Annotated in this window: 19 protein-coding genes; 7 read left to right on the top strand and 12 right to left on the bottom strand. The window is 52.3% G+C overall.

The annotated features are described in order from the left end of the window. The 3 genes from aceF (at position 1) to EIP93_RS18820 (ending at position 4880) form a co-directional block, all read left to right on the top strand. On the top strand, positions 1-1893 hold the full coding sequence (gene aceF / locus EIP93_RS18830) for a pyruvate dehydrogenase complex dihydrolipoyllysine-residue acetyltransferase (RefSeq protein WP_125233121.1): 1893 nt from the start codon (positions 1-3) through the stop codon (positions 1891-1893). 214 nt (positions 1894-2107) lie between these two features. Further along, positions 2108-3532 carry a dihydrolipoyl dehydrogenase gene (gene lpdA / locus EIP93_RS18825; RefSeq protein WP_014916629.1) on the top strand — a complete coding sequence of 475 codons (1425 nt, stop codon included), beginning with the start codon at positions 2108-2110 and terminating at the stop codon, positions 3530-3532. Between the two features lie 160 nt (positions 3533-3692). Next, a complete protein-coding gene (locus EIP93_RS18820; protein ID WP_103861983.1) occupies positions 3693-4880 on the top strand; it encodes a dienelactone hydrolase family protein in 1188 nt (395 codons plus the stop codon). 30 nt (positions 4881-4910) lie between these two features. On the opposite strand, the gene EIP93_RS18815 is transcribed toward EIP93_RS18820, so the two are convergent. Next, complete coding sequence (locus tag EIP93_RS18815; protein WP_125233120.1) at positions 4911-6239, bottom strand: MmgE/PrpD family protein; 1329 nt, start codon at positions 6237-6239, stop codon at positions 4911-4913. 110 nt (positions 6240-6349) lie between these two features. Then, a complete protein-coding gene (locus EIP93_RS18810; RefSeq protein ID WP_125233119.1) occupies positions 6350-7333 on the bottom strand; it encodes a helix-turn-helix transcriptional regulator in 984 nt (327 codons plus the stop codon). Positions 7334-7756: 423 nt separating this feature from the next. On the opposite strand from EIP93_RS18810, the gene EIP93_RS18805 reads away from it, so the two are divergent. After that, on the top strand, positions 7757-10051 hold the full coding sequence (locus EIP93_RS18805) for a TonB-dependent siderophore receptor (protein WP_125233118.1): 2295 nt from the start codon (positions 7757-7759) through the stop codon (positions 10049-10051). A 95-nt stretch (positions 10052-10146) separates the two neighbouring features. Here the strand turns inward: EIP93_RS18805 and EIP93_RS18800 are convergent, their stop codons facing one another. After that, entirely contained in the window at positions 10147-10458 is a 312-nt protein-coding gene (locus EIP93_RS18800) for an ArsR/SmtB family transcription factor (RefSeq protein ID WP_125233117.1), read from the bottom strand. A gap of 258 nt (positions 10459-10716) precedes the next feature. Between EIP93_RS18800 and EIP93_RS18795 the strand changes: the two genes are divergently transcribed. After that, positions 10717-12117 carry an RtcB family protein gene (locus EIP93_RS18795; RefSeq protein ID WP_125233116.1) on the top strand — a complete coding sequence of 467 codons (1401 nt, stop codon included), beginning with the start codon at positions 10717-10719 and terminating at the stop codon, positions 12115-12117. A 143-nt stretch (positions 12118-12260) separates the two neighbouring features. Here EIP93_RS18795 and EIP93_RS18790 read toward each other — a convergent pair whose 3' ends face one another. Then, positions 12261-12767 carry a DUF3060 domain-containing protein gene (locus EIP93_RS18790; RefSeq protein ID WP_105879798.1) on the bottom strand — a complete coding sequence of 169 codons (507 nt, stop codon included), beginning with the start codon at positions 12765-12767 and terminating at the stop codon, positions 12261-12263. Positions 12768-13212: 445 nt separating this feature from the next. Between EIP93_RS18790 and acnB the strand changes: the two genes are divergently transcribed. Continuing rightward, a complete protein-coding gene (acnB, locus tag EIP93_RS18785) occupies positions 13213-15810 on the top strand; it encodes a bifunctional aconitate hydratase 2/2-methylisocitrate dehydratase (protein ID WP_125233115.1) in 2598 nt (865 codons plus the stop codon). Positions 15811-15996: 186 nt separating this feature from the next. Further along, on the top strand, positions 15997-16356 hold the full coding sequence (gene yacL / locus EIP93_RS18780; RefSeq protein WP_103861848.1) for a protein YacL: 360 nt from the start codon (positions 15997-15999) through the stop codon (positions 16354-16356). Positions 16357-16443: 87 nt separating this feature from the next. Here yacL and EIP93_RS18775 read toward each other — a convergent pair whose 3' ends face one another. The 8 genes from EIP93_RS18775 to EIP93_RS18740 all read right to left on the bottom strand — a co-directional run bounded on the left by EIP93_RS18775 (position 16444) and on the right by EIP93_RS18740 (position 22516). Next, a complete protein-coding gene (locus EIP93_RS18775) occupies positions 16444-17118 on the bottom strand; it encodes an amino acid ABC transporter permease (protein WP_125233364.1) in 675 nt (224 codons plus the stop codon). 1 nt (position 17119) lies between these two features. Then, a complete protein-coding gene (locus EIP93_RS18770; RefSeq protein ID WP_103942264.1) occupies positions 17120-17845 on the bottom strand; it encodes an amino acid ABC transporter ATP-binding protein in 726 nt (241 codons plus the stop codon). Continuing rightward, positions 17842-18522 (bottom strand): amino acid ABC transporter permease, encoded by a 681-nt coding sequence (locus EIP93_RS18765; RefSeq protein WP_125233114.1) that lies wholly within the window; start codon positions 18520-18522, stop codon positions 17842-17844. The genes EIP93_RS18770 and EIP93_RS18765 overlap by 4 nt, the downstream gene beginning before the upstream one ends. 6 nt (positions 18523-18528) lie before the next feature. Beyond that, a complete protein-coding gene (locus EIP93_RS18760) occupies positions 18529-19287 on the bottom strand; it encodes a transporter substrate-binding domain-containing protein (protein ID WP_125233113.1) in 759 nt (252 codons plus the stop codon). A 482-nt stretch (positions 19288-19769) separates the two neighbouring features. Beyond that, positions 19770-20435 carry a fructose-6-phosphate aldolase gene (gene fsa / locus EIP93_RS18755; RefSeq protein ID WP_010300426.1) on the bottom strand — a complete coding sequence of 222 codons (666 nt, stop codon included), beginning with the start codon at positions 20433-20435 and terminating at the stop codon, positions 19770-19772. 53 nt (positions 20436-20488) lie between these two features. Next, a complete protein-coding gene (locus EIP93_RS18750; protein WP_010300423.1) occupies positions 20489-21748 on the bottom strand; it encodes a PTS ascorbate transporter subunit IIC in 1260 nt (419 codons plus the stop codon). A gap of 14 nt (positions 21749-21762) precedes the next feature. After that, on the bottom strand, positions 21763-22050 hold the full coding sequence (locus EIP93_RS18745; protein ID WP_039507113.1) for a PTS sugar transporter subunit IIB: 288 nt from the start codon (positions 22048-22050) through the stop codon (positions 21763-21765). Positions 22051-22072: 22 nt separating this feature from the next. After that, a complete protein-coding gene (locus EIP93_RS18740; protein WP_039530939.1) occupies positions 22073-22516 on the bottom strand; it encodes a PTS sugar transporter subunit IIA in 444 nt (147 codons plus the stop codon). Positions 22517-22737 lie beyond the last annotated feature (221 nt).

The following is a 22737-nucleotide window of genomic DNA, read 5'->3' as shown; positions in this document are numbered from 1 at the left end:
ATGGCTATCGAAATCAACGTACCGGACATCGGTGCAGATGAAGTTGAAGTCACCGAAGTGCTGGTGAAGGTTGGCGACAAAGTTGAAGCTGAACAGTCGCTGATCACGGTTGAAGGTGATAAGGCTTCTATGGAAGTCCCTTCTCCGCAGGCTGGTGTCGTGAAAGAGATTAAAGTCTCTGTCGGTGACAAAGTTGAAACTGGCAAACTGATCATGATTTTCGATTCCGCCGACGGTGCAGCTGACGCTGCACCTGCCAAGGCAGAAGAGAAGAAAGAAGCGGCTCCGGCTGCTGCCCCAGCGGCATCGGCAGCGAAAGACGTCAACGTACCGGATATCGGCGGTGATGAAGTCGAAGTGACTGAAGTGCTGGTTAAAGTGGGCGACACCGTTGCTGCTGAACAATCTCTGATCACTGTAGAAGGCGACAAAGCGTCTATGGAAGTTCCGGCACCTTTCGCAGGTACGGTTAAAGAGATCAAAATCAGCACCGGCGATAAAGTTTCTACCGGTTCTCTGATCATGGTATTCGAAGTAGCGGGTGCAGCACCTGCTGCCGCTCCAGCACAAGCCGCTGCTCCAGCAGCAACTGCGCCAGCGGCCTCTGCGGCGAAAGAAGTCAACGTACCGGATATCGGCGGCGACGAAGTTGAAGTGACTGAAGTGATGGTTAAAGTTGGCGATAAAATCGCGGCTGAGCAATCACTGATCACCGTTGAAGGCGACAAGGCTTCAATGGAAGTCCCTGCGCCGTTCGCGGGTACAGTTAAAGAAATCAAAATCAGCACTGGCGATAAAGTTAAAACCGGTTCACTGATCATGGTCTTCGAAGTGGAAGGCGCTGCACCTGCGGCGGCTCCGGCTGCCAAGCAAGAAGCGGCGGCTGCACCAGCTCCAGCGGCAAAACCTGCTGCTGCACCGGCAGCGAAAGCTGAAGGCAAGAGCGACTTCGCTGAGAACGATGCTTACGTTCACGCCACGCCGGTTATCCGTCGTCTGGCACGTGAATTCGGCGTGAATCTGGCGAAAGTGAAGGGTTCTGGTCGTAAAGGCCGTATCCTGCGCGAAGACGTTCAGACTTACGTGAAAGATGCTGTGAAACGCGCTGAGTCTGCGCCTGCCGCTGGCGCTGCTACCGGTGGTTCTCTGCCGGGGCTGCTGCCGTGGCCGAAAGTCGATTTCAGCAAGTTTGGTGAAGTTGAAGAAGTGGAATTGGGTCGCATCCAGAAAATCTCTGGTGCCAACCTGAGCCGTAACTGGGTGGTGATCCCGCACGTTACTCACTTTGATAAAACGGATATCACCGATCTGGAAGCGTTCCGTAAACAGCAGAACGCCGAAGCTGAGAAGCGCAGACTGGATGTGAAATTCACCCCAGTTGTCTTCATCATGAAAGCCGTTGCCGCTGCGCTTGAGCAGATGCCACGCTTCAACAGTTCACTGTCTGAAGACGCTCAACGTCTGACACTGAAGAAATACATCAACATCGGTGTAGCGGTTGATACCCCGAATGGTCTGGTGGTTCCAGTGTTCAAAGACGTGAACAAGAAGAGCATCACTGAGCTGTCTCGCGAACTGATGGCGATCTCCAAGAAAGCCCGTGACGGTAAGCTGACCGCTGGCGAAATGCAGGGCGGATGCTTCACTATCTCCAGCCTGGGCGGCATCGGGACTACGCACTTTGCGCCGATCGTCAACGCGCCGGAAGTGGCTATTCTTGGTGTGTCTAAGTCCGCGATTGAACCGGTCTGGAATGGTAAAGAGTTCACTCCGCGTCTGATGATGCCGATGTCTCTGTCCTTCGACCACCGGGTCATTGACGGTGCTGATGGTGCTCGCTTCATTACCATCATTAACAACACGTTGTCTGACATCCGCCGTCTGGTGATGTAATCGAAAAGCCGGCCTGACGGCCGGCTTTTTTCTGATAAGCTGTTATTTGTTACAGCTGTCAGTGATCAAGGACAAATCGTTAGTCGCTTATTGTTTCAAAATTGTTAACGATTTTGTAAACTACTGCGGCAAAGACACGTCCCGGTGGAAGAGGGCGTTAAGACTCAATAACAATGACGTCACAGACCCGCCGGAAAACAATTAAGAGGTCATGATGAGTACTGAAATTAAAGCTCAGGTAGTGGTACTTGGTGCCGGCCCCGCGGGTTACTCTGCTGCATTCCGCGCGGCGGATTTGGGTCTGGAAACCGTACTGGTAGAGCGCTACTCCACGTTGGGTGGGGTGTGTCTGAATGTGGGTTGTATCCCTTCCAAAGCCCTGCTGCACGTTGCTAAAGTCATTGAAGAAGCCAAAGCACTGGCAGAACACGGTATCGTGTTCGGTGAACCTAAAACCGACATTGATAAAATCCGTTTGTGGAAAGAAAAAGTCATCACCCAACTGACCGGTGGTCTGGCTGGCATGGCGAAAGGCCGTAAAGTTAAAGTGGTTAACGGTCTGGGCAAATTCACGGGTGCTAATACGCTGGAAGTTGACGGCGAAAACGGCAAAACGACGATCAACTTCGATAACGCGATTATCGCGGCGGGTTCACGTCCAATCCAACTGCCTTTCATTCCTCATGATGACCCACGCGTATGGGATTCTACCGATGCGCTGGAGCTGAAAAGCGTCCCAGGACGTCTGTTGGTTATGGGCGGCGGTATCATCGGTCTGGAAATGGGTACCGTTTACCACGCTCTGGGTTCACAGATCGACGTTGTTGAAATGTTCGATCAGGTTATCCCGGCTGCTGACAAAGATGTCGTTAAGGTCTTCACCAAGCGTATCAGCAAGCAGTTCAACCTGATGCTGGAAACCAAAGTGACGGCAGTAGAAGCCAAAGAAGACGGCATCTATGTGACGATGGAAGGTAAAAAAGCGCCAGCCGAGCCACAGCGTTACGATGCGGTTCTGGTTGCTATCGGTCGTGTACCGAACGGCAAAAACTTGGATGCTGGCAAAGCGGGCGTGGAAGTTGACGATCGCGGCTTCATCCACGTTGATAAGCAAATGCGCACCAACGTGCCACACATCTATGCGATCGGCGACATCGTCGGTCAGCCGATGCTGGCGCACAAAGGCGTGCATGAAGGCCACGTTGCTGCTGAAGTCATCTCCGGTAAGAAACACTACTTCGATCCGAAAGTGATTCCTTCTATCGCCTATACCGAACCGGAAGTGGCGTGGGTGGGTCTGACTGAGAAAGAAGCGAAAGAGAAAGGCATCAGCTACGAAACCGCGACCTTCCCATGGGCGGCGTCTGGCCGTGCTATCGCGTCTGACTGCGCTGACGGTATGACCAAGCTGATTTTCGACAAAGAAACTCACCGTGTTATCGGTGGTGCAATTGTCGGTACTAACGGTGGTGAACTGTTAGGCGAAATCGGTCTGGCGATCGAGATGGGTTGTGATGCAGAAGATATCGCACTGACCATCCATGCGCACCCAACACTGCATGAATCCGTTGGTCTGGCTGCTGAAATCTTTGAAGGCAGCATCACCGACCTGCCAAACCCGAAAGCGAAGAAGAAGTAAGTTCTCTCGCGTTCGATGAATAGCAATCCGGCACCTTTATAGGTGCCGGATTTTTTTTGCCTGCTGCTTCGCAGAATGCGCCTTCCGTCCGTTTATTTTTAGCCGCGTCAATTACAATCAAATCTCAAAAAAGAAACGACGTTTTGTTTTTGAGGTTATGATGAATCTTAATACCTTACGCACCTCTGTCTGGCTGTTGACGGCTTTGCTGGCTAGCCCTTCACTGATGGCGAACGATATGAACCCTACGATTCAACCCGCGACGGATCAGGCGGTGACGGATGAAGGGCTTCCTTCATTCTATCCGCAGCTTAAGCAGCAGATGACCTACTCGGATTCCTGGCTATCTGGGAATTTTACGGATTTTAGCCAGTGGCAAGCCCAGTCGAGAGAAACGCTGCGTTCGCTGCTCCTAACGCCGGACTCCACCAAAGACTTTGCCCCGCAGGCGATTGAAAAACAGGATCGCGGCAGCTACACGGCAGAGAAAGTTGCCTTTAACCTGACCGATGAAAGCCGCGTAGACGCGCTGCTCCTGACGCCAAAAAGCGCGGGGCCGCATCCTGCGGTCATCCTGCTACACGATCACGGCGCGAAGTTTGATATCGGCAAAGAGAAGATGATCAAGCCTTGGGGGAATAACGAACAGCTTGATTCCGCACAGGCATGGGCCGATAAGTTTTTCACCGGGCGCTTTGTCGGGGATGAACTGGCGAAGCGGGGCTATGTGGTGCTGGCGGTGGATGCACTCGGTTGGGGATCGCGCGGGCCGATCAAATATGAGCAACAGCAGGCGCTGGCGAGTAACTTCTTTAATCTGGGACGCTCGCTCGCGGGGCTGATGGCCTACGAAGACATGCGGGCAACGGATTTTCTGGCATCGCTTGAACAGGTTGATAAGCAACGTATTGGCGTCGTCGGTTTCTCGATGGGTGCCTATCGTGCCTGGCAGCTTGCCGCGTTGTCCGACAAGGTCGCGGCAACGGCAGCGGTGTCCTGGATTGGCACGTACGATGGCCTGATGACGCCGGGTAACAATGTGCTGAGAGGGCAGTCGGCATTCTATATGCTGCATCCGGGGTTACCGACACGCTTTGACTTCCCAGATGTGGCGAGCGTCGCCGCGCCAAAACCGATGCTGTTATTTAATGGTGGCAAAGACAAGCTGTTCCCGACGCAATCCGTTGAAGACGCCTACGCCAAAATGCACAAGGTGTGGCAATCCCAGCGGGCGGACAGCAAGCTGCAAACCAAGATCTGGCCTGAGCTGGGACACGTTTTCTATCAGGAGCAGCAGGAAGAAGTCTTTAGCTTTCTGGACCAGTGGCTAAAGCCTGCATCCCGCTAAAACCGGCATCTTGTTAAAACTAGCATTTTGTTAAAACAACAGCCCAAGCAAATAGCGTAGATCGCCTTCCTGCCGTAATGCGCAGCGATCGGCGATCTGGTTGCTGTCGAGGTGCGCCAGCGAACCGATAGTCTGTTGTAATTTGGCGCGGAGATCGGTGGGGCGTGCCGAGGTTTCTTGACGTGTGGTGCGCTGGATTAGCGTGCTGCCGTTACGCAGGTGCAGCGTAACCTCATGAAAACGCGCCTCTGGGTCAAGTTCATCGGGTGGTGCGGTTTCATCGGCACGGCGTATGACGCGATTCGCCAGCGCGGAGATCGTGGTTTCAACCGGGGCTTCCGAAAAATGGGCCAGCTTCAATTCCCCTTCAATCAGCGCCGCTGCAATCACATATTCCAGACTGAAACGCGCTTCTACGCCGTTTGTGGCATTGCGGATAAAGGGGGCGACATCGCCGCCCGGCGGGAAGGTCACCGTGATCTGTTCGATAGCGTCGGCCAGATCGGCATCCGCACCCTTCTGCTTATGCCACTGTTCCCGCAGCGCAAACGCGGCTTCGGCGGCGCTGTGGGTGCCGCCACAGGTCGGGTAGCGTTTGAATTCCAGACCGGGAGAAAGCATACGCCACGGCGCTCCCCAGTTTTCAACCAGCAGCTCCGGCAGCTGTTTTTGATCGCCATGCGCGGCAAGAAAGGCATCAATCACCTGCTGTTCGTTGCCCTCAAAGCCCGCTAGGCCCAGCTTGACGGCGGTTAGTCCTGCTCTGGCGGAAAGCCCGGCGTGTAGCGGTTTGACCGCTGAACCAAACTGCGCCCGCAGCCCGGCGGCCTGTGTGGCGGCCAGACCAAGAATAGTTTGTGTCTGCACCACTGACGCGCCAGCCAGACGTGTAGCGGCAGCGGCGGCGGCGATAGCGCCGAGCGTAGCCGTGTTGTGGTAACCGAGACTGTAATGACGTGGGCCACATGCCAGACCGATTCTGCCTGCGGCTTCCACGCCGATCACATATGCCGTCAAAAACGCCTCTTCCGTCACGGCGGGATCTTCTGCGGCAAGGGCAAACAGAGCGGGCAGAATGACGGTGCTGGGGTGGCCGCGAAACGCCGGATGATAATCGTCAAAGTCCAGTACGTGACCGGCATAACCCAGAATCAGACTACGCGTCAGGCTGTCTGTACCGCTGAATACCTGCTTTAACGGCGCGAGCCCGCTATCGGCAATCGCACCCTGTACGATGGGGAGCGCGGTGGAGATGAAATCAGTCACCCCGTCACGGGCGGCATCAATCGCTTCTCGATTGGGTTCGCTATGGATGATGTGGTGGGCAAGCGTTGCGGTGATATCAGTCTGATTGGTCATGGGTCGTCATGTGTCGCTGGCAGAAAAACACTAATTTACTGTGCATCGCTGAATAGCGATTAATAACCAAACGGAATAATAAATTCCATTTGGTTATTAGTGATTCAGAATCAGAAGCGGTCTTTTAACTGCCCCGGCGTAATACCGAATGCACGGCGTAGCGCGGTGGCAAAGTTGGCGGGGCTGTTGTAACCGGCGATGCTGGCCGCCTGCGCAATGCCGATGCCGTCTTTCTGCAAGGCCAGCATGGCGCGCTGTAAGCGGCAGTTACGCAGGTATTCAAACACGCTCATATTGAACGTCTGACGAAAATGGCGCTGTAGCGTGCTTTCACTCATGTTGACGCTTTTAGCGATTTCACTCATCGACAGATGGTCGGCGCTGCCGCTTTCCAGCATATCTCTGATCTGTTGAATGCGATGGTAGCTGCGCAGGGTAACACCGCTGCTTTTCTCCTGCGCCACGCTGGCGGTCAATGAAGTAAACGCCTCGATAATCAGGCTCATACACTGCATTTCCAGATAAAGGCGCTGGAGCGGCGTTTGGCAAGGTTCAGCGTCCAGCGTTTGTAAGGCAATCGCTAATGCCTGTCGGGACGGTGTCCACAAGTGTGTCGCCAGATGCGTCTGCGTGAAATCGTGGATGGCCTGCCAGCCGCCAACGGTGTCCATCATATTGCCGTACAGCCATTCTCTGTCGAACGTCAGCGTAATGGTTCGCTCGTATTCATCACGCTTGCCGATGCGAGTAAACATTGTCGGCTCTGTCAGCGTAATCAGCGAGGCGGGCTGGTTCTCTCCCAGATGCAGTTCCTGATGACCAAATGAGATGTGTGCATTGCCACTTACCACGATGGCCAGCTTGATCGCGCCATCCAGCAGGTTTTGGGTTTTCATGTTGTGGCGATTAATCACATCCGCAGTATGCAGGATCAGATGCGGGTTGAGTTGCACGACAGTGAACGACCCAAAGAGCACCGGCGTGTTATCGATCAGCCGAGGGCCGATAAAACGGTAATTGTTCGCGACCAGACTCGATTGCTGAACGATGTGATCTTTATAGATCGGCTTTGATGACTGAGTGAAGCTGCGCACGTGATTACCTACCTGATTAAACCCTTCGACCTGCGCCTTCCATTTTGATGCTTTGGCAAAACATTTTGCTGCTAGAGCAAACCCCGTCCTGAATGACAAATGTAACAATGACCGCGTCAAAATGGTAATGCAAATACTTCTCAATAGCATTTTTCGTTGAGGACGTCACATTGCACGATAAAGGCATTTTCCATTTCCGGCAATGCGGAGAAAAGGGCTGATTGATTACACACAGCATTTCATAACAACACGACGTGATGCCGTTGGCATGACGCTTCTCCCCGATAACCGCCACGTTTGCGCGTTTTATCTCCGCCGTTATTCAGCGCTTTTGCTGATTGTCGTTAGGTGTCGCTGTACCAGCTGCGATGTTGATCCTTTTTCAGGCTACTTATTCATTTCTTACAGGGCAGGATAATTTTGATGAAACTACCACAATCGCGTCGTTATCTGGCGACGCTCATTGGCGTTAGCTGCGGGATGACGTCGTTTCTGAGCGCTGCGCAGACCTCGCCTTCAACAGAACCTGCCCCTCAGGTGCAGAATCAGGCCGAAAGTAAAGCATCGGGCGATACGATGGTGGTGACGGCTGCTGAGCAAACCCGTCAGGCTCCGGGCGTGTCGGTGATTACAGCTGAAGATATCAGCAAGCGTCCGCCTGCTAACGATCTGTCCGATCTGATTCGCACCATGCCGGGCGTCAATCTGTCCGGTAACTCAACCAGCGGCCAGCGCGGTAACAATCGCCAGATCGATATCCGCGGCATGGGACCGGAAAACACGCTGATTCTGGTGGATGGCAAGCCCGTGTCGAGCCGTACGGCGGTGCGTTACGGTTGGCGCGGTGAGCGCGATACCCGTGGTGACACCAACTGGGTGCCTGCCGATATGGTCGAGCGTATTGAAGTGCTGCGCGGCCCAGCGGCGGCGCGCTATGGTAACGGCGCGGCGGGCGGTGTGGTTAATATCATCACCAAGCAGCCGACGCAAGAATGGCACGGCATCTGGAACACCTTCCTGAACGCGCCGGAGCATAGCTCAGAAGGTGCAACCAAGCGTACCGATTTCAGCCTGATGGGCGGCCTGACCGACAGCCTGAGTTTCCGTCTGTACGGCAACCTGAATAAAACCCAAGCTGATGCACGTGATATTAACGAAGGGCATCAGTCTGCGCGGGCGGGCAATCAGGCTACATCGCTGCCTTCTGGGCGCGAAGGGGTGCGTAATAAAGACATCAATGGCCTGTTGCGCTGGGATATGACCGAGCAGCAGTCGCTGGAATTCGAAGCGGGTTCCAGCCGTCAGGGCAATATCTATGCGGGCGATTCGCAAAATACCAACACCAACCCGCTTGTCGTGAGTAATTATGGCAAGGAAACCAACCGCATGTACCGCCAGAACTTTGCGGTTACGCATCGCGGCTACTGGGACAGCGGCGTCAGCTCTACGTCGTACCTGCAATATGAACGCACGCACAATACCCGTATCCTCGAGGGACTGTCTGGCGGTTTAGAAGGGATTTTTGATACGACGAGTCCGAACCAATATGGCACGATAAAGCTGGATAACTTCACTGCACATAACGAAGTGAATATTCCGCTGAATGTCTGGGTCGATCAGGTGCTCACATTCGGGGTTGAGTGGAACGAGCAGAAGATGAAGGATCCGGTCTCGAACTTGCAGACGACAACCGAAGCGGGCAGTGTGGGTTCACTGAGCAGCAGCGGCCGTAGTGAGAAATCTGCGGCTCGTCTGGCTTCTGCCTTCGTGGAAGATAACGTCCAACTGACGGACAGTACCATGTTGACACCAGCGCTGCGTGTCGATCATCACAGCACGGCAGGCACCAACTGGAGCCCGTCGCTTAACCTGTCGCAGGAGCTGGGTGACGACTACACGCTGAAGTTAGGTATCGCCCGCGCTTACAAAGCGCCGAACCTGTACCAGACCAATGAGAACTATATTCTCTATAGCCGTGGACAGGGTTGCTCTGGCGGCACATCTTGCTATCTGATCGGTAATGAAAACCTGAAAGCGGAAACCAGCCTGAATAAAGAGATCGGTCTGGAGTTCCACCGTGATGGGCTGATCGCTGGTATCACCTATTTCCATAACGATTACCGCAACAAGATTGAAGCAGGCAACAATGTCATCGGCAAAGCGGTGGGCGGAACCAATGCCCAATATGCTAATGCCAATATCTTCCAGTGGGGCAATGTACCGAAAGCCGTTATTCAGGGACTGGAAGGTAACCTGACCGTTCCCGTCACGGAAACCATCAACTGGCGTAACAACCTGACCTGGATGCTGGAATCGAAAAATAAAACCACGGGCGATTATCTGTCGATTACGCCGGAATTTACCCTGAATTCATCAGTAGACTGGCAGGCGACGGAGAGCCTCTCCTTTCTGGCCGATGTGACCTGGTATGGTCGCCAGAAGCCGAAGAAATATAACTACAAAGGTGAGCGCGTAACGGGTAGCGCAACCAATGAGTTAAGCCCTTATGCGCTGTTTGGGTTAAGCAGTACCTATAAGTTTAACAAGAACCTGAGCGTGACCGGCGGTGTCGATAACCTGTTTGATAAACGCCTGTTCCGCGCGGGTAATGCGCAGGATGTGGTGAACAATAACGTGGTTACCATCGCGGGTGCGGGTGCGGCAACCTATAACGAACCGGGACGGACTTTCTTTGTCAGCGTTAATACGTCGTTCTAAGTTCTCTACCCGTCATACTTAATCGCGAACGCCACGGGAAATCCTGTGGCGTTTTTATTGCGGGATTCCGTCTATGCCGTTTCGTGTCGCGGCTATCAGGGACAGAAAATGCCTTTTAAGGTGGCGACGATTTTCTCCACGTCCTGATTTTCGATGCGGTAGTACAGCGTTTGTGACTCGCGCCGATAGCTAATCAATCCTTCTTCACGCATTTTTGCCAGATGCTGCGAGAGAGCGGACTGGCTTAGCGGGATGTGTTCAAGCAGCGCGCCAACCGACATTTCACCCTTTTCAATAAGCAGGCAAAGCACCAGTAGCCTGTTCTCGTTGCCAATCGCGCGCAGCATAGCCGCTGCTTTTGCTGCACCGTCCTGCATGAATCCCCGATCCGAATTGCTCAACGCCATGTTCCTACCATCCTGCGTGACTGACTAATTTAGTGATACCTAATGTATTGAGTTTATCATACCCCGGCCTGGAGCGAGGATATGACTGACATCGATAAAACAGCTCATGATGGAGCCAGCGCGATGCGACCTGCGGTTTACAAGAGGGGCGTTCCTCCCTAGAATAGCCCGACATCCTTTCCTGAATCTGCTGCTGCAGGAAAAACAACCTTCTCTCCGAAACGGGAGGAGCGATTTTTTGTTTTTCTAGGTAGCACCATGTCTACATTTACTCGCTTACAAAAACGTTTATCCCGTTTGGGGATAGACACCGATTACCAACATTCTATTTATCATCTCCGCAGGCAGAATGCAGAAGCGCAGGTTCTGTTGCCGGAAACATTGCCGCTGGAAGAAAAGGCGGTTCAGCAATTGCTGGATTTTGCCTCGGTACACCTACCGGGCAGCGATGCGCGCGTCTGTGCTGCTCGCGCGACGCCGGATTTCCATCCTGGCACGCTTGCGCCCGTTGGCAGCATTGTCGCCACAACGGAGAACTTTGTTATCCCTGCGGCGATTGGGACGGATATCAATTGTGGTATGCGCTTGCTGACGACGGGCGTGCATCATACGGATGCTGATGAGCACAAACCCGCGCTGATTCAGGCGCTCAAAAACACGTTACTTCTGGATCGGCGCGATGTTCCCGTTACGCCAGATTCGTTTTCCGCACTCTTTGATGAAGGGCTGTCGGCGTGGCTGGCGGCATTGCCCTTACAGGGGCTTTGGCAGGAGGTGGACTTCCGACGGCTGGCGGCGGAACTCGGTTCTATCGCCGGAACCGATGCGGTTCGTGCCGATAGTCGGCATGCGCCTGAGTCGTTTTTTGCGCCTCGCGAGATACTTCGACCTTCCAGTCTGGGCACGGTAGGGTCGGGTAACCATTTCGTTGAGCTGCAAATTGTCGATGCCGTGTTGGACAGGCACGCGGCGTATCAGGCTGGCGTGCAGGAAGGCGAAGTCGTGGTGATGATTCATACCGGTTCACGGGACGTGGGCTTTTATGTCGGCCAGCGTGGGATCGATAAAGCGCGAGCCTGTTGGCCTGCGGGAGAGAAATATCCGGCATCAGGCCTGTTTGGTCTGGTTGATGAGCAGGCGACGGATTATATGGAAGCCATGGGCGTCGCCGCCCGCTATGCGTGGATCAACCGGATCGTGCTGACTGAACTGATTCGTTCCTCTTGGAAGCAGGTGTTTACGCATGACGCCAGCAAGCTGGTGGTCGATCTGTCGCATAACATTATCCTGCCGGAACACGGAATGAACCTGCATCGTAAAGGCGCGACGCCCGCCAAAGCCGGGGAGTTTGCGCTGATTCCCGGTTCAATGGGGGACTACTCTTATCTCGTTACGGGGAAAGGAAATCCCGATTGGCTGTGGTCGTGTTCACACGACGCGGGGCGTGCCGAGCGTCGGCAAAGTATGCGTAACAAGGTCGATACTGTGAAGCAGGCAGATACGTTGCCCTGGCAGTGTATTACGCTGAAGGATGAGCGCCTGCGGGAAGAGGCGCCAGCGGCCTATAAGCCGGTTACGCCCGTGATTGATATTCAGGAACAGTCGGGGCTGATTCAACCCGTAGCGCGGCTGCGTCCGTGGCTGACGTTTAAGGCCTGATGTGACCCGCTCCTGCGGGAATTGATTCGATATTCTTTGTACTAAAAATGACGGCCCAATCGGCGAGTTGTCGATTGGGCCGTGTGTTCTTCGTTGCCAGACTCCGTTTATCGGGCATCTGTCAGAGGAATAAACGCAGCAAATTAGGGTTTTTGTTTGATGACGTTATTAGCGCCGCTGGAAGAGAGTTTCGGCTCTGTTCCTCCCCATGAGAGGCGGTTGCTGATGCCATTGAAGGAGACAACGGCGGGGCCTTTAAAATCGAGATCGAGATGATGTTCCGTACCCGTCACGTTCACCTTTGCTGGCTTATCTTCGGCAACGATGTGAGTGTGGACCGTGTTTTTATATGCGGCAACGGTCAGATCGCCCGTTGATTGACCCGTCACGGCAATCTCTGAGCCAGTCACGGTGAGCGATGTAGCGGAATCGAATGTGATTTTGTGCTCGGAACCCGCGACGGAAATATTGGCACACTTGCCCGTTAGCACGATGTTATTGCTGTTGCCTGAGATATTGACATCATTGCCATGGCAAGGAATATCGCGTGTTAAACCGATACCCTCCAGCTCGATAGGGGCGGCATAGACGGATGCGGTGAACGTGAAAGCAGTGGCGAAAACCATTGGCAGATACCGTTTTATCTTCATGGTGCTTTTTCCTGTGATCAAAGAGGTCATCCGGCATCATTGCCGTCAAGGCTCCTATCATCTGTTAACACTTTTCCTGACTCTATTGCGAACATTCTGATTATCGCTACGCCATCAAACGATGATTAATCACGCTATGTTGTTAAAAACCTACCTATTATGTGGTTAACTCAGCATAGTTAGTGTGCGCCGTCAGGGACATGCTATTCTGCTGAGGTCGGCATTTTTCAGTGATAGTGAAATTGGGCACATAGCATAGTTGAATAAAAATTAATGTTGCTATTATGTGAACGAATTAACAATCAATTCAAATCCTGATATGCTGACGAGGCTGGACCGGACACTCTACTACCTTACATCCACACGCTGGCACCCAGGCATGGACACCATAAGCGGGAACAAGAGCGCCGGGCATAATGAAGACAATGAGAGCGAGGAGAACGTCGTGCTAGAAGAATATCGTAAGCACGTAGCCGACCGGGCTGCGCAGGGGATTGTTCCTAAACCGTTAGATGCCACGCAGATGGCCGCGCTGGTTGAGTCACTCAAGAATCCCCCGGCGGGCGAAGAAGAAGTATTGCTTGACCTGCTGATTAACCGTGTCCCCCCCGGCGTTGATGAAGCCGCCTACGTGAAAGCTGGTTTTCTGGCTGCTGTCGCCAAAGGCGAAGCCACTTCCCCATTGGTCACCCAGGAAAAAGCAGTTGAGCTGCTGGGCACCATGCAAGGGGGTTACAACATTCATCCGCTGATTGATGCGTTAGACAACGACAAGCTGGCACCGATTGCCGCCGAAGCGCTGTCCCGCACGCTGCTGATGTTTGATAACTTCTACGATGTAGAAGAAAAGGCGAAAGCAGGCAATGCGCACGCCAAGAAAGTGATTCAATCCTGGGCTGATGCCGAGTGGTTCCTATCCCGCCCGAAACTGGCGGAAAAAATTACCGTTACCGTCTTTAAAGTCACCGGTGAAACCAACACGGATGACCTGTCTCCGGCACCTGATGCCTGGTCGCGCCCTGACATCCCGCTGCACGCGCTGGCGATGCTGAAAAACGCCCGTGAAGGTATCGATCCCGATCAACCTGGCGCCGTGGGCCCGATCAAACAGATCGAAGAACTGAACAAGAAAGGCTTCCCGCTGGCTTACGTCGGTGACGTTGTCGGTACCGGTTCGTCGCGTAAATCTGCAACTAACTCCGTGCTGTGGTTCATGGGGGATGATATCCCTCACGTCCCGAACAAACGCGGCGGTGGTGTGGTGCTGGGCGGCAAGATCGCCCCGATCTTCTTCAACACCATGGAAGATGCGGGTGCGCTGCCGATCGAAGTCGATGTGAACGATCTGAATATGGGCGATGTCATTGACATTTACCCGTATGAAGGTGAAGTGCGTCGTCATGACACTAATGACGTGCTGGCGACATTTGCGCTGAAGACCGACGTCTTGCTGGATGAAGTTCGCGCTGGTGGCCGTATTCCGCTGATTATCGGTCGTGGACTGACGTCCAAGGCGCGCGAATCACTGGGCTTGCCGCACAGCGATATCTTCCGTATTTCCAAAGCGGTTGAAGCCAGCAAAAAAGGCTTCTCGCTGGCGCAGAAAATGGTGGGACGTGCCTGTGGCGTTGCGGGTATTCGCCCTGATGAATACTGCGAACCGAAGATGACATCTGTAGGTTCACAGGACACCACCGGGCCGATGACCCGTGATGAGCTGAAAGATCTGGCTTGTCTGGGCTTCTCCGCTGATTTGGTGATGCAGTCGTTCTGTCACACCGCGGCTTATCCTAAGCCGGTTGACGTGACCACGCACCACACGCTGCCAGACTTCATCATGAACCGTGGCGGCGTATCGCTGCGTCCGGGCGATGGGGTTATCCACTCCTGGCTGAACCGCATGCTGCTGCCGGATACCGTTGGTACGGGCGGTGACTCCCACACCCGTTTCCCTATCGGGATCTCTTTCCCTGCGGGCTCCGGGCTGGTGGCGTTTGCTGCCGCGACGGGCGTGATGCCGCTGGATATGCCAGAATCTGTTCTGGTGCGCTTCAAAGGTAAAATGCAGCCGGGTATTACTCTGCGCGACTTGGTTCACGCCATTCCGCTGTATGCCATCAAGCAAGGCCTGCTGACCGTTGAGAAGAAAGGTAAGAAGAACATCTTCTCTGGTCGTATTCTGGAAATCGAAGGTCTGCCGGATCTGAAAGTTGAGCAGGCGTTTGAACTGACCGACGCCTCGGCGGAACGTTCTGCGGCTGGCTGTACGATCAAGCTGGATAAAGCGCCGATTATCGAGTACCTGAACTCCAACATTGTGCTGCTGAAGTGGATGATCTCCGAAGGCTACGGCGATCGTCGTACGTTGGAACGCCGTATTCAGGGCATGGAAAAATGGCTGGCCGATCCGCAACTGCTGGAAGCCGATGCTGATGCTGAGTACGCGGCGGTGATCGACATCGATCTGGCCGATATCAAAGAGCCAATCCTGTGTGCGCCGAACGATCCAGACGATGCGCGCTGGTTGTCTGACGTGCAGGGCGAGAAGATTGATGAAGTCTTCATCGGTTCCTGTATGACCAACATCGGTCACTTCCGTGCGGCAGGTAAACTGCTGGATAGCCACAAAGGCCAGCTGCCGACCCGCCTGTGGGTTGCGCCGCCGACCAAGATGGATGCAGCACAGCTGACCGAAGAAGGCTACTACAGCGTGTTTGGTAAGAGCGGGGCGCGTATCGAGATCCCAGGTTGCTCGCTGTGCATGGGTAACCAGGCGCGCGTAGCGGATGGTGCGACGGTCGTTTCTACTTCGACCCGTAACTTCCCGAACCGTTTGGGAACCGGTGCTAACGTGTATCTGGCTTCTGCCGAACTGGCTGCGGTGGCTTCGCTGCTGGGTCGCTTGCCGACCTCAGAAGAGTACCAGACCTACATGTCGCAGGTGGATAAAACCGCGCAGGACACCTATCGCTATCTGAATTTTGACCAGTTAGGTCAATATACCGAGAAAGCTGATGGCGTGATCTTCCAGACGACGGTCTAACTCGCTATAGTTCGCATCCCAACATTGAAGGAGGCCTTGTGCCTCCTTTTTTTATGCGCCATCTCTGCTGGAATTGGCATACGGGATTGTGTGCATCTGCAACATGAAAGGTGAAGGTGCATCACGACGGTAGAGTGTAGAGGCGACTAGACTGAACAAAAGAAACATAACAGTGAGGATGGCATCATGGACTATGAATTTTTGCGGGATGTGACGGGCCAGGTCATCGTTCGTATGTCGATGGGACATGAAGCGATCGGGCACTGGTTTAATGAAGAAGTGAAAGGCCAACTGACGGTATTAACTGACGTCGAAGACGCCGCGCGTTCCGTCGCGGGCAGCGAGCGGCAGTGGCGGCGCGTGGGCCATGAATACACGCTGTCGCTGGATGAAGAAGAAGTGATGGTGCAGGCAAATCAGCTGTCTTTCACCACGGATGAGCTGGAGGAAGGCATGAGTTATTACGACGAAGAGAGCCTGTCTTTATGCGGTCTGGATGATTTTCTGACGCTGGTGGAAAAGTATCGCGATTTCGTCCTGCATTGACAGAACGGTGAAGGGAAAGCGTGCTGGAGCCAGTGCGCGAGGGAAGCCTTTGATCGTTATCTGTATCAATGATCGGTCACTGTCAGGTTAGGCCTGCGTGAGGACAAGCAGTTTGCGTTCAATGATTCTGGACAGCAGCACGATAAAAGAAATAAGCACTAAGTAAACCAGCGCGGCGAACAGGTAGGCGCTGAAAAACTCAAAGTTAGTTGCCGCGACTTCCTGAATACGGGAAAAAAATTCCGTGTACTGGATAAGGAAAGCGATGGTGCTGTCCTTGATATTATTAATGACCTGATTAGTCAGGGCGGGCACTGAGGTAATTAATACCTGAGGCAATATCATTAAGCGAAAAATTTGCCACTGGCTAAACCCTTGTACGACGGCCGCCTCTGCCTCGTACTTGTTCAGTGAGTTATAAGCGGTTGTCATATAGGCGGCGTTATAAGCCCCGATATTAAGGGTAAATCCCGTTACCGCGACAGCGAAAGGCGATAGGTTAATACCGGTTTGTGGCAAGCCGTAATACATGACAAATAGAATAAGAATTAACGGCGTGCCGATAAAAAAGTCCATATACATTTCTGTTAGTTTTTTAACGGTAGGTCGGTTGCTGATACTCAGAAAAAAAATAACAATGCCCCAGAAAAAGCCTGAGAGAGAAACTACTATCGCCAGCTTTACTGTCTCGCCGATTCCATCAAGCACCAGAGGAAACTGATCTATCAGCTCGTGATAAAAACTCATCCATCCGGCAAGCATATTACTTTTCTCCAAAAAAATAATGAATGTCCGGCTCGCCATTGAGGGCTGAAAGCTCTGCAAAAGATCCTTCGGCACGGATCCGGCCATAATTCAGGAAGGTCACTCTGTCACAAAGCTGTTTAGCCAGACGTATGTCGTGGGTGACACATAATATGGTGACTTTACGCCGGTGAAGCTGCTTAATGAGCGAACCGACTTCACGGGTCATGAGCGGATCGAGGGCGGATGTCGGCTCATCAAACACAATGATTTCAGGATCGGTGACCAGCGCACGGATGAGAGCAACGCGCTGCTGCTGCCCGCCAGAGAGCTGTGAAGGGTATTTCATACTGTGTTCTTCCATGCCCAGTCTTTCCAGCTCGTATAAGGCTTTATTTCTGGCATCACGATCGGAGACGTTAAAAACTTTACGCAGTGCCAGAGTAATATTGTCCATCACGTTCAGATGGCGGTACAGCGCGTAATTCTGGAAAACAAATCCAATTTTTTTCCTGAAATCGAGAATATTAAATTTTTTATCGGCAACGTTATTGCCATGAAAAAATAGAGTACCCGTATCTGGCTTTTCAAGCTGGGCCAGACAGCGAAGTAACGTCGTTTTTCCACAGCCAGATGGGCCCATGACGATTTTTATTTCGCCATGCTCAATCTGTAAATTGAGATTGTCCAGCACCTTTTTGCTGCCGAGTGTCTTACTGACCTCACGTAATTCTATTAGCGTCATCTAGTGTCACCCTGACTTTTCAAGCCATCGCCCGTTACCTGAAATCTCATTTCGAGCCGCCTTACGGCAATAATAGATAATTTGTAAATGAGAAAATAAAGTATTGCCGCAAGCGTATAAATGACCAGACCGTTCATCGTGACTGCGGTCAGGGACATGGCCTGCTTGGTGATTTCCGGTATGCCAACGGTATAGGCAAAAGGTGTGGCTTTTAATACTGATGAGAATTCGTTGGCGACTCCAGGAACGGAAAAACGGAGCATTTGCGGTAGCTCTATGTACCTTATAATTTGTAATTTCCCTAAACCTGCGGCCTTAGCGGCGGTAATCTCTGACGGATCAACCAACTGAAGCGCACCGCGGAACACTTCCGCAAGATAACTCCCGCTGATTAACCCAATGCTAATGTTCATGGCAAGCAGGGGGGGAATACTCAGACCTATTGCCGGAAGGCCGAAATAAACAAGGAAGACGGCGATTAAAACGGGAATGCCACGAAAAATGAAGACCAGAATATCCAGTATGTTCTTCACTGAGGGAAAAACCAGTCGCCGTAACACGGCGACGGTTAACCCAATAACCAATGCTGATGCAAAACACGTAAAGGTAACGATGAGCGTGTACTTGACACCTTCAAACAAGAAATAATAGATGTTTATCATATCTTGTGATGACATCGTTTTTTATTTCATCCACTTATCTACGATGCCCGATATCTTTTCTTCACCTTGCTCACTCAGCCAGGTATTAAAATCATCACGCACCGGTGAACCTTTCTTAAAGGCAAACCCAAGGTGGTCAACGCCTTTAAAAACATAGCGGCTTTCAATCGGGGCTTTTTGCTTGTTCTTGTAGTTAAAGTAAACCGGGTCTTCTATGAAGGCGAGATCTAAATTGCCATTTTTCAAGTCGGTAATGGTTTCATTATAAGAGGGATAAAGTTTTACTTTGCTTAGCGAGTAATATCCTTTGGGTTCCAGATCGGTTTTTATCAAATCCGCATAAGCCATGCCTCTGGGGAATCCCACGGAGTATTTTTTTAAATTATGCAGATCGCTCAGGTCTATGTCGCGATTATTTAAACTCACCAGATTAAATGAATTCACATAATAAGGCGCGGAAAAATCCATGACTTTCTTGCGTTTATCCGTGATGGATATCCCTGAAAAGGCGACATCAGCCTGACCACTGGCTACGGCACCCAGCATGCCATCCCACGAGTATTCTGTTATTTTCAGTTTGCATTTTCTCTCCTTACAATAAGAAGAGAAGAGTTCAAGATCGATCCCTTCTAATTTCCCATCAGCGGATTTAAATAGCATCGGTGGCGACGCTGGAGAAACGGCAACGTTAAGTGTCTTTCCATCGACAGGATTGGCGGCGAAAGCCGTAAATGAGGTTATTCCTAAAATTGTGCCTAATAAAAACGTTCTGAGTAACATGCTGGACTCCTGAATGTAATAAAAGATACATACGTATTTTGAATCAACTATAGGAGAAAAGTATTGCCACTATCGCTATCGGCAAAGGGTAAAAGCCGCATTTCAAATAGAAGCCGTATTTCTGCCAGAATACAGAGCCTCAGTAATGCGTCATTTAAACCTTAATTTAAACTGACAAGACAAGTGGTTTTATATTGTAACTATTGGTTATTGTTATTATCACTAAAAAAACTACCGAGTGATAAATATAATCACCTCTTCCTTAATGTGCAAATTTTGTCCAATCAATTATCTTATGGGAAAACCGATCTACGGCTACGGTGAGATACCGCGTGTTCGCATGAGGTCTGGTGTGGGGGGAATGGGTGATTCAGCATTAGCTTTTGAATCCGCGAGAAGGGTTAGCAGAGGTGGGGTTGAAAGAGATGAGTTTACAAACAGTGTAAAACACCACCCGGCGAGCGAGTGGTGTTTTCCATCAATCAGCCAAGATCGGCATGACCAAAGCGTGCCTGCCAGTCATGATCGAAGCGGTTAAGCGCATCTTCAACCGCAGGATCTTGCAGGAACAGTTCAGCAACGGCAGGGTCGACGGTAATCGCCCGACACCCAGCCAGCAGGCAGTCCAGCACCTGACGCGGTGTGCGAAAGCTGGCTGCTAGCACCTGAGTCTGCGGGCTGTGCAGGTTAATCAGAGTTTGCAGTTCTTTCACTAGCGCAATCCCATCGCCACCTTGCGCATCAATGCGGTTGACGTAAGGCGCGATATAGCGAGCGCCAGCCAGCGCGGCATAAAACCCTTGCCCCGCACCGTATACGGCGGTGCCGAGGGTGGGAATATCCAGCGCCGTCAACTGCCTGATGGCACTCAAACCCGCATGTGTCACCGGCACTTTAACGACCAGAGAAGGAATCACGTCTCTGAGCTTCAATGCCTCTTCCACCATCACGTCAGGATCGCGCGACATTACCTGAGCAAACAGCTGTCCTTCCGTGCCGATAACGGCCTGCATGTCCCGCAGCACGCTATAAATATCGGATTTTCCGCGTGCGACAATACTCGGATTGGTGGTCACGCCTTTAATCGGCAACACGCCTGCGAGTCGTTCGACTGCGGCTACATCCGCCGTATCTAAATAGAATTCCATCATTTCCCCCGTTAACTAAAACCGGTCTGTCGGATGACATTCATCGCGCGGGCTTAGCGCACGATAATACCCAGTAGAATTCCCACCGCGCCGAAATCGGAATCGCTGAACGTGGTGTTCGCCAGTCCGATACTGCCCAGCACTGGCAGCAGGAAAACAGGCAGGAAGGTAATCAACAGTCCGTTGGCAAAAGACCCTAAAATCGCACCGCGACGTCCGCCAGTGGCGTTACCGAAAACGCCTGCCGCCGCGCCGACGAAGAAGTGTGGTACCACGCCAGGAATGATCACCGTCATGCCCAGCAGGTAGAGCAGGACCATACCGATCACCCCAGCCGCAAAGCTGCTCAGGAAGCCGACCAGAACGGCATTCGGGGCATAAGGGAAGACGACGGGGCAATCTAATGCGGGTTTAGCATTCGGGACGAGTTTGTCAGAAATGCCTTTAAACGCAGGCACGATTTCCGCAATCACCATCCGCACGCCTTGCAGCACGATATACACGCCAGCGGCAAAGGTAATGGATTGGATCAGCGAAAACATGAACCAGTTTTTCCCACCAGCATTCATCGTTTTCACCGCTTCTGGGCCAGCAAACAGGCAGGTGAAAATGAAGATGAAGAACATGGTAAAAGCGATGGCAACCGGCGTATCACGCAGGAACAGCAGGCTCTTCGGTACTTCCATGTCCTCCGTTGATTTCTCTTTATTACCAAACTTGCTGCCGATAAAGGCCGACAACAGCTGTGATATTGCCGAGAAGTGACCAAAGGCAACGTCATCCGAGCCTGTGACTTTCTTCATATACGGGTGAATAATGGCAGGGAACAGCACCATTGATACCCCAACCACCAGCGACCCAACGGTAATCAGCAGCACGCCTTTCATGCCCGCTGTCGCCAGAATCACGGCAACCATCATCGACATAAACAGCGTGTGGTGGCCAGTCAGGAAAATGTATTTCCACGGCGTAAAGCGTGCGATTGCGATATTAATGACCATCGCGAAGAACATGATCATTGCCATCTCGGTGCCGAAGTTCTTCTGTGCGACGGCGACGATGGCTTCATTGTTAGGCACCACACCCGCGATACCAAACGCATGGTGGAAAATCTGGGCGAAATCTCCCAGCGAGGACACGATCAGGCTCGCGCCCGCCCCGAGGATCAGGAAACCCATTACGGTTTTCACCGTTCCCTTGATGCATTCTGTGGCCGGTTTTTTCTGTGCAATCAGGCCAATAAGCGCAATCAAACCTACCAGGATGGAGGGTTCAGACAGCACATCACTCATTAAAAAACGGAAGAATTCCATTTTTGATCCCCCGCTTATAATGCGCCAAGTTCTGTCAGGGCGATCGACAGGCGCTCTTTCATCGCCACTTTATCGATCATGTTGCTCAGGGACACAATTTTCCCCCCCACTGCCTGCGCGACGAGCTGATCGGCAATATCCTTTGTACCGACAAAAATGTCGCTATCCGTGCCTTTCGCCGAGCCCAAATCTACGTGATCCACGTCAGCAACCACGCCGAGTTCTTTAACGATGTTTTTAATGCTCATTTCCATCATCAGGCTGGTACCAAGACCGTTACCGCATACGACTGTAATTTTCATAATCTGTGTCCTCTGGTGGCAATTAATAACGAGAAATAACGGAAAGCACCTGTTCTACGTTCGTCGCGCGGAGTAATGCGGCGACGTCATCAGGTGTGTCGAACAACTGAGCAAGCTGTGAAATAATATCGATATGGCTATTGCTGTCCGTGGCAGCCAAAACAATGAGTAAATGCACGGGATCGTTGTCTTCGGAATGGAAAACCACGCCGTCGCGAATCAGCGTCAGGCTGACGGCAAGTTGGTTCACGCCGTCTTCCGGGCGTGCATGCGGCATGGCAATCCCAGGGCCGACGACATAGTAAGGACCGATGGCCTCATGAGAGCGGTAGATCGCCTCAACATAGGTGGATTCAATCGAACCGTTATCCAGTAAAGGCTTACAGGACAAGGCGATAGCGTGACGCCAGTCATCACAGGCAGGTAAAATCTGAACAACGTCTGGTGTTAGTAAAGTGTTAAGCATTAGAGTCACCTCTGTATCATTCTGAACGCAGGATAGTGTGCCAGTGTCGAAAATAATGTGATTAACATCTAAAAAGGTAGCGCTAACTGATATGGCTATCATTAACTGTGACCTGCTTAGCACAAGCGGGGCCATTATTTGTTCCCCCGTGTTGTCACAGGCACACTATGAACGGCGATGACACGGCGTGAATGGCGCAGTAGAAATCAGGGTGTTCGCAC

This window comes from Pectobacterium versatile (assembly GCF_003932035.1).
Lineage (GTDB): Bacteria > Pseudomonadota > Gammaproteobacteria > Enterobacterales > Enterobacteriaceae > Pectobacterium > Pectobacterium versatile.
Note: the sequence above shows the minus strand (reverse complement) of the source record. Positions and strands in the feature narration are given on the sequence as shown.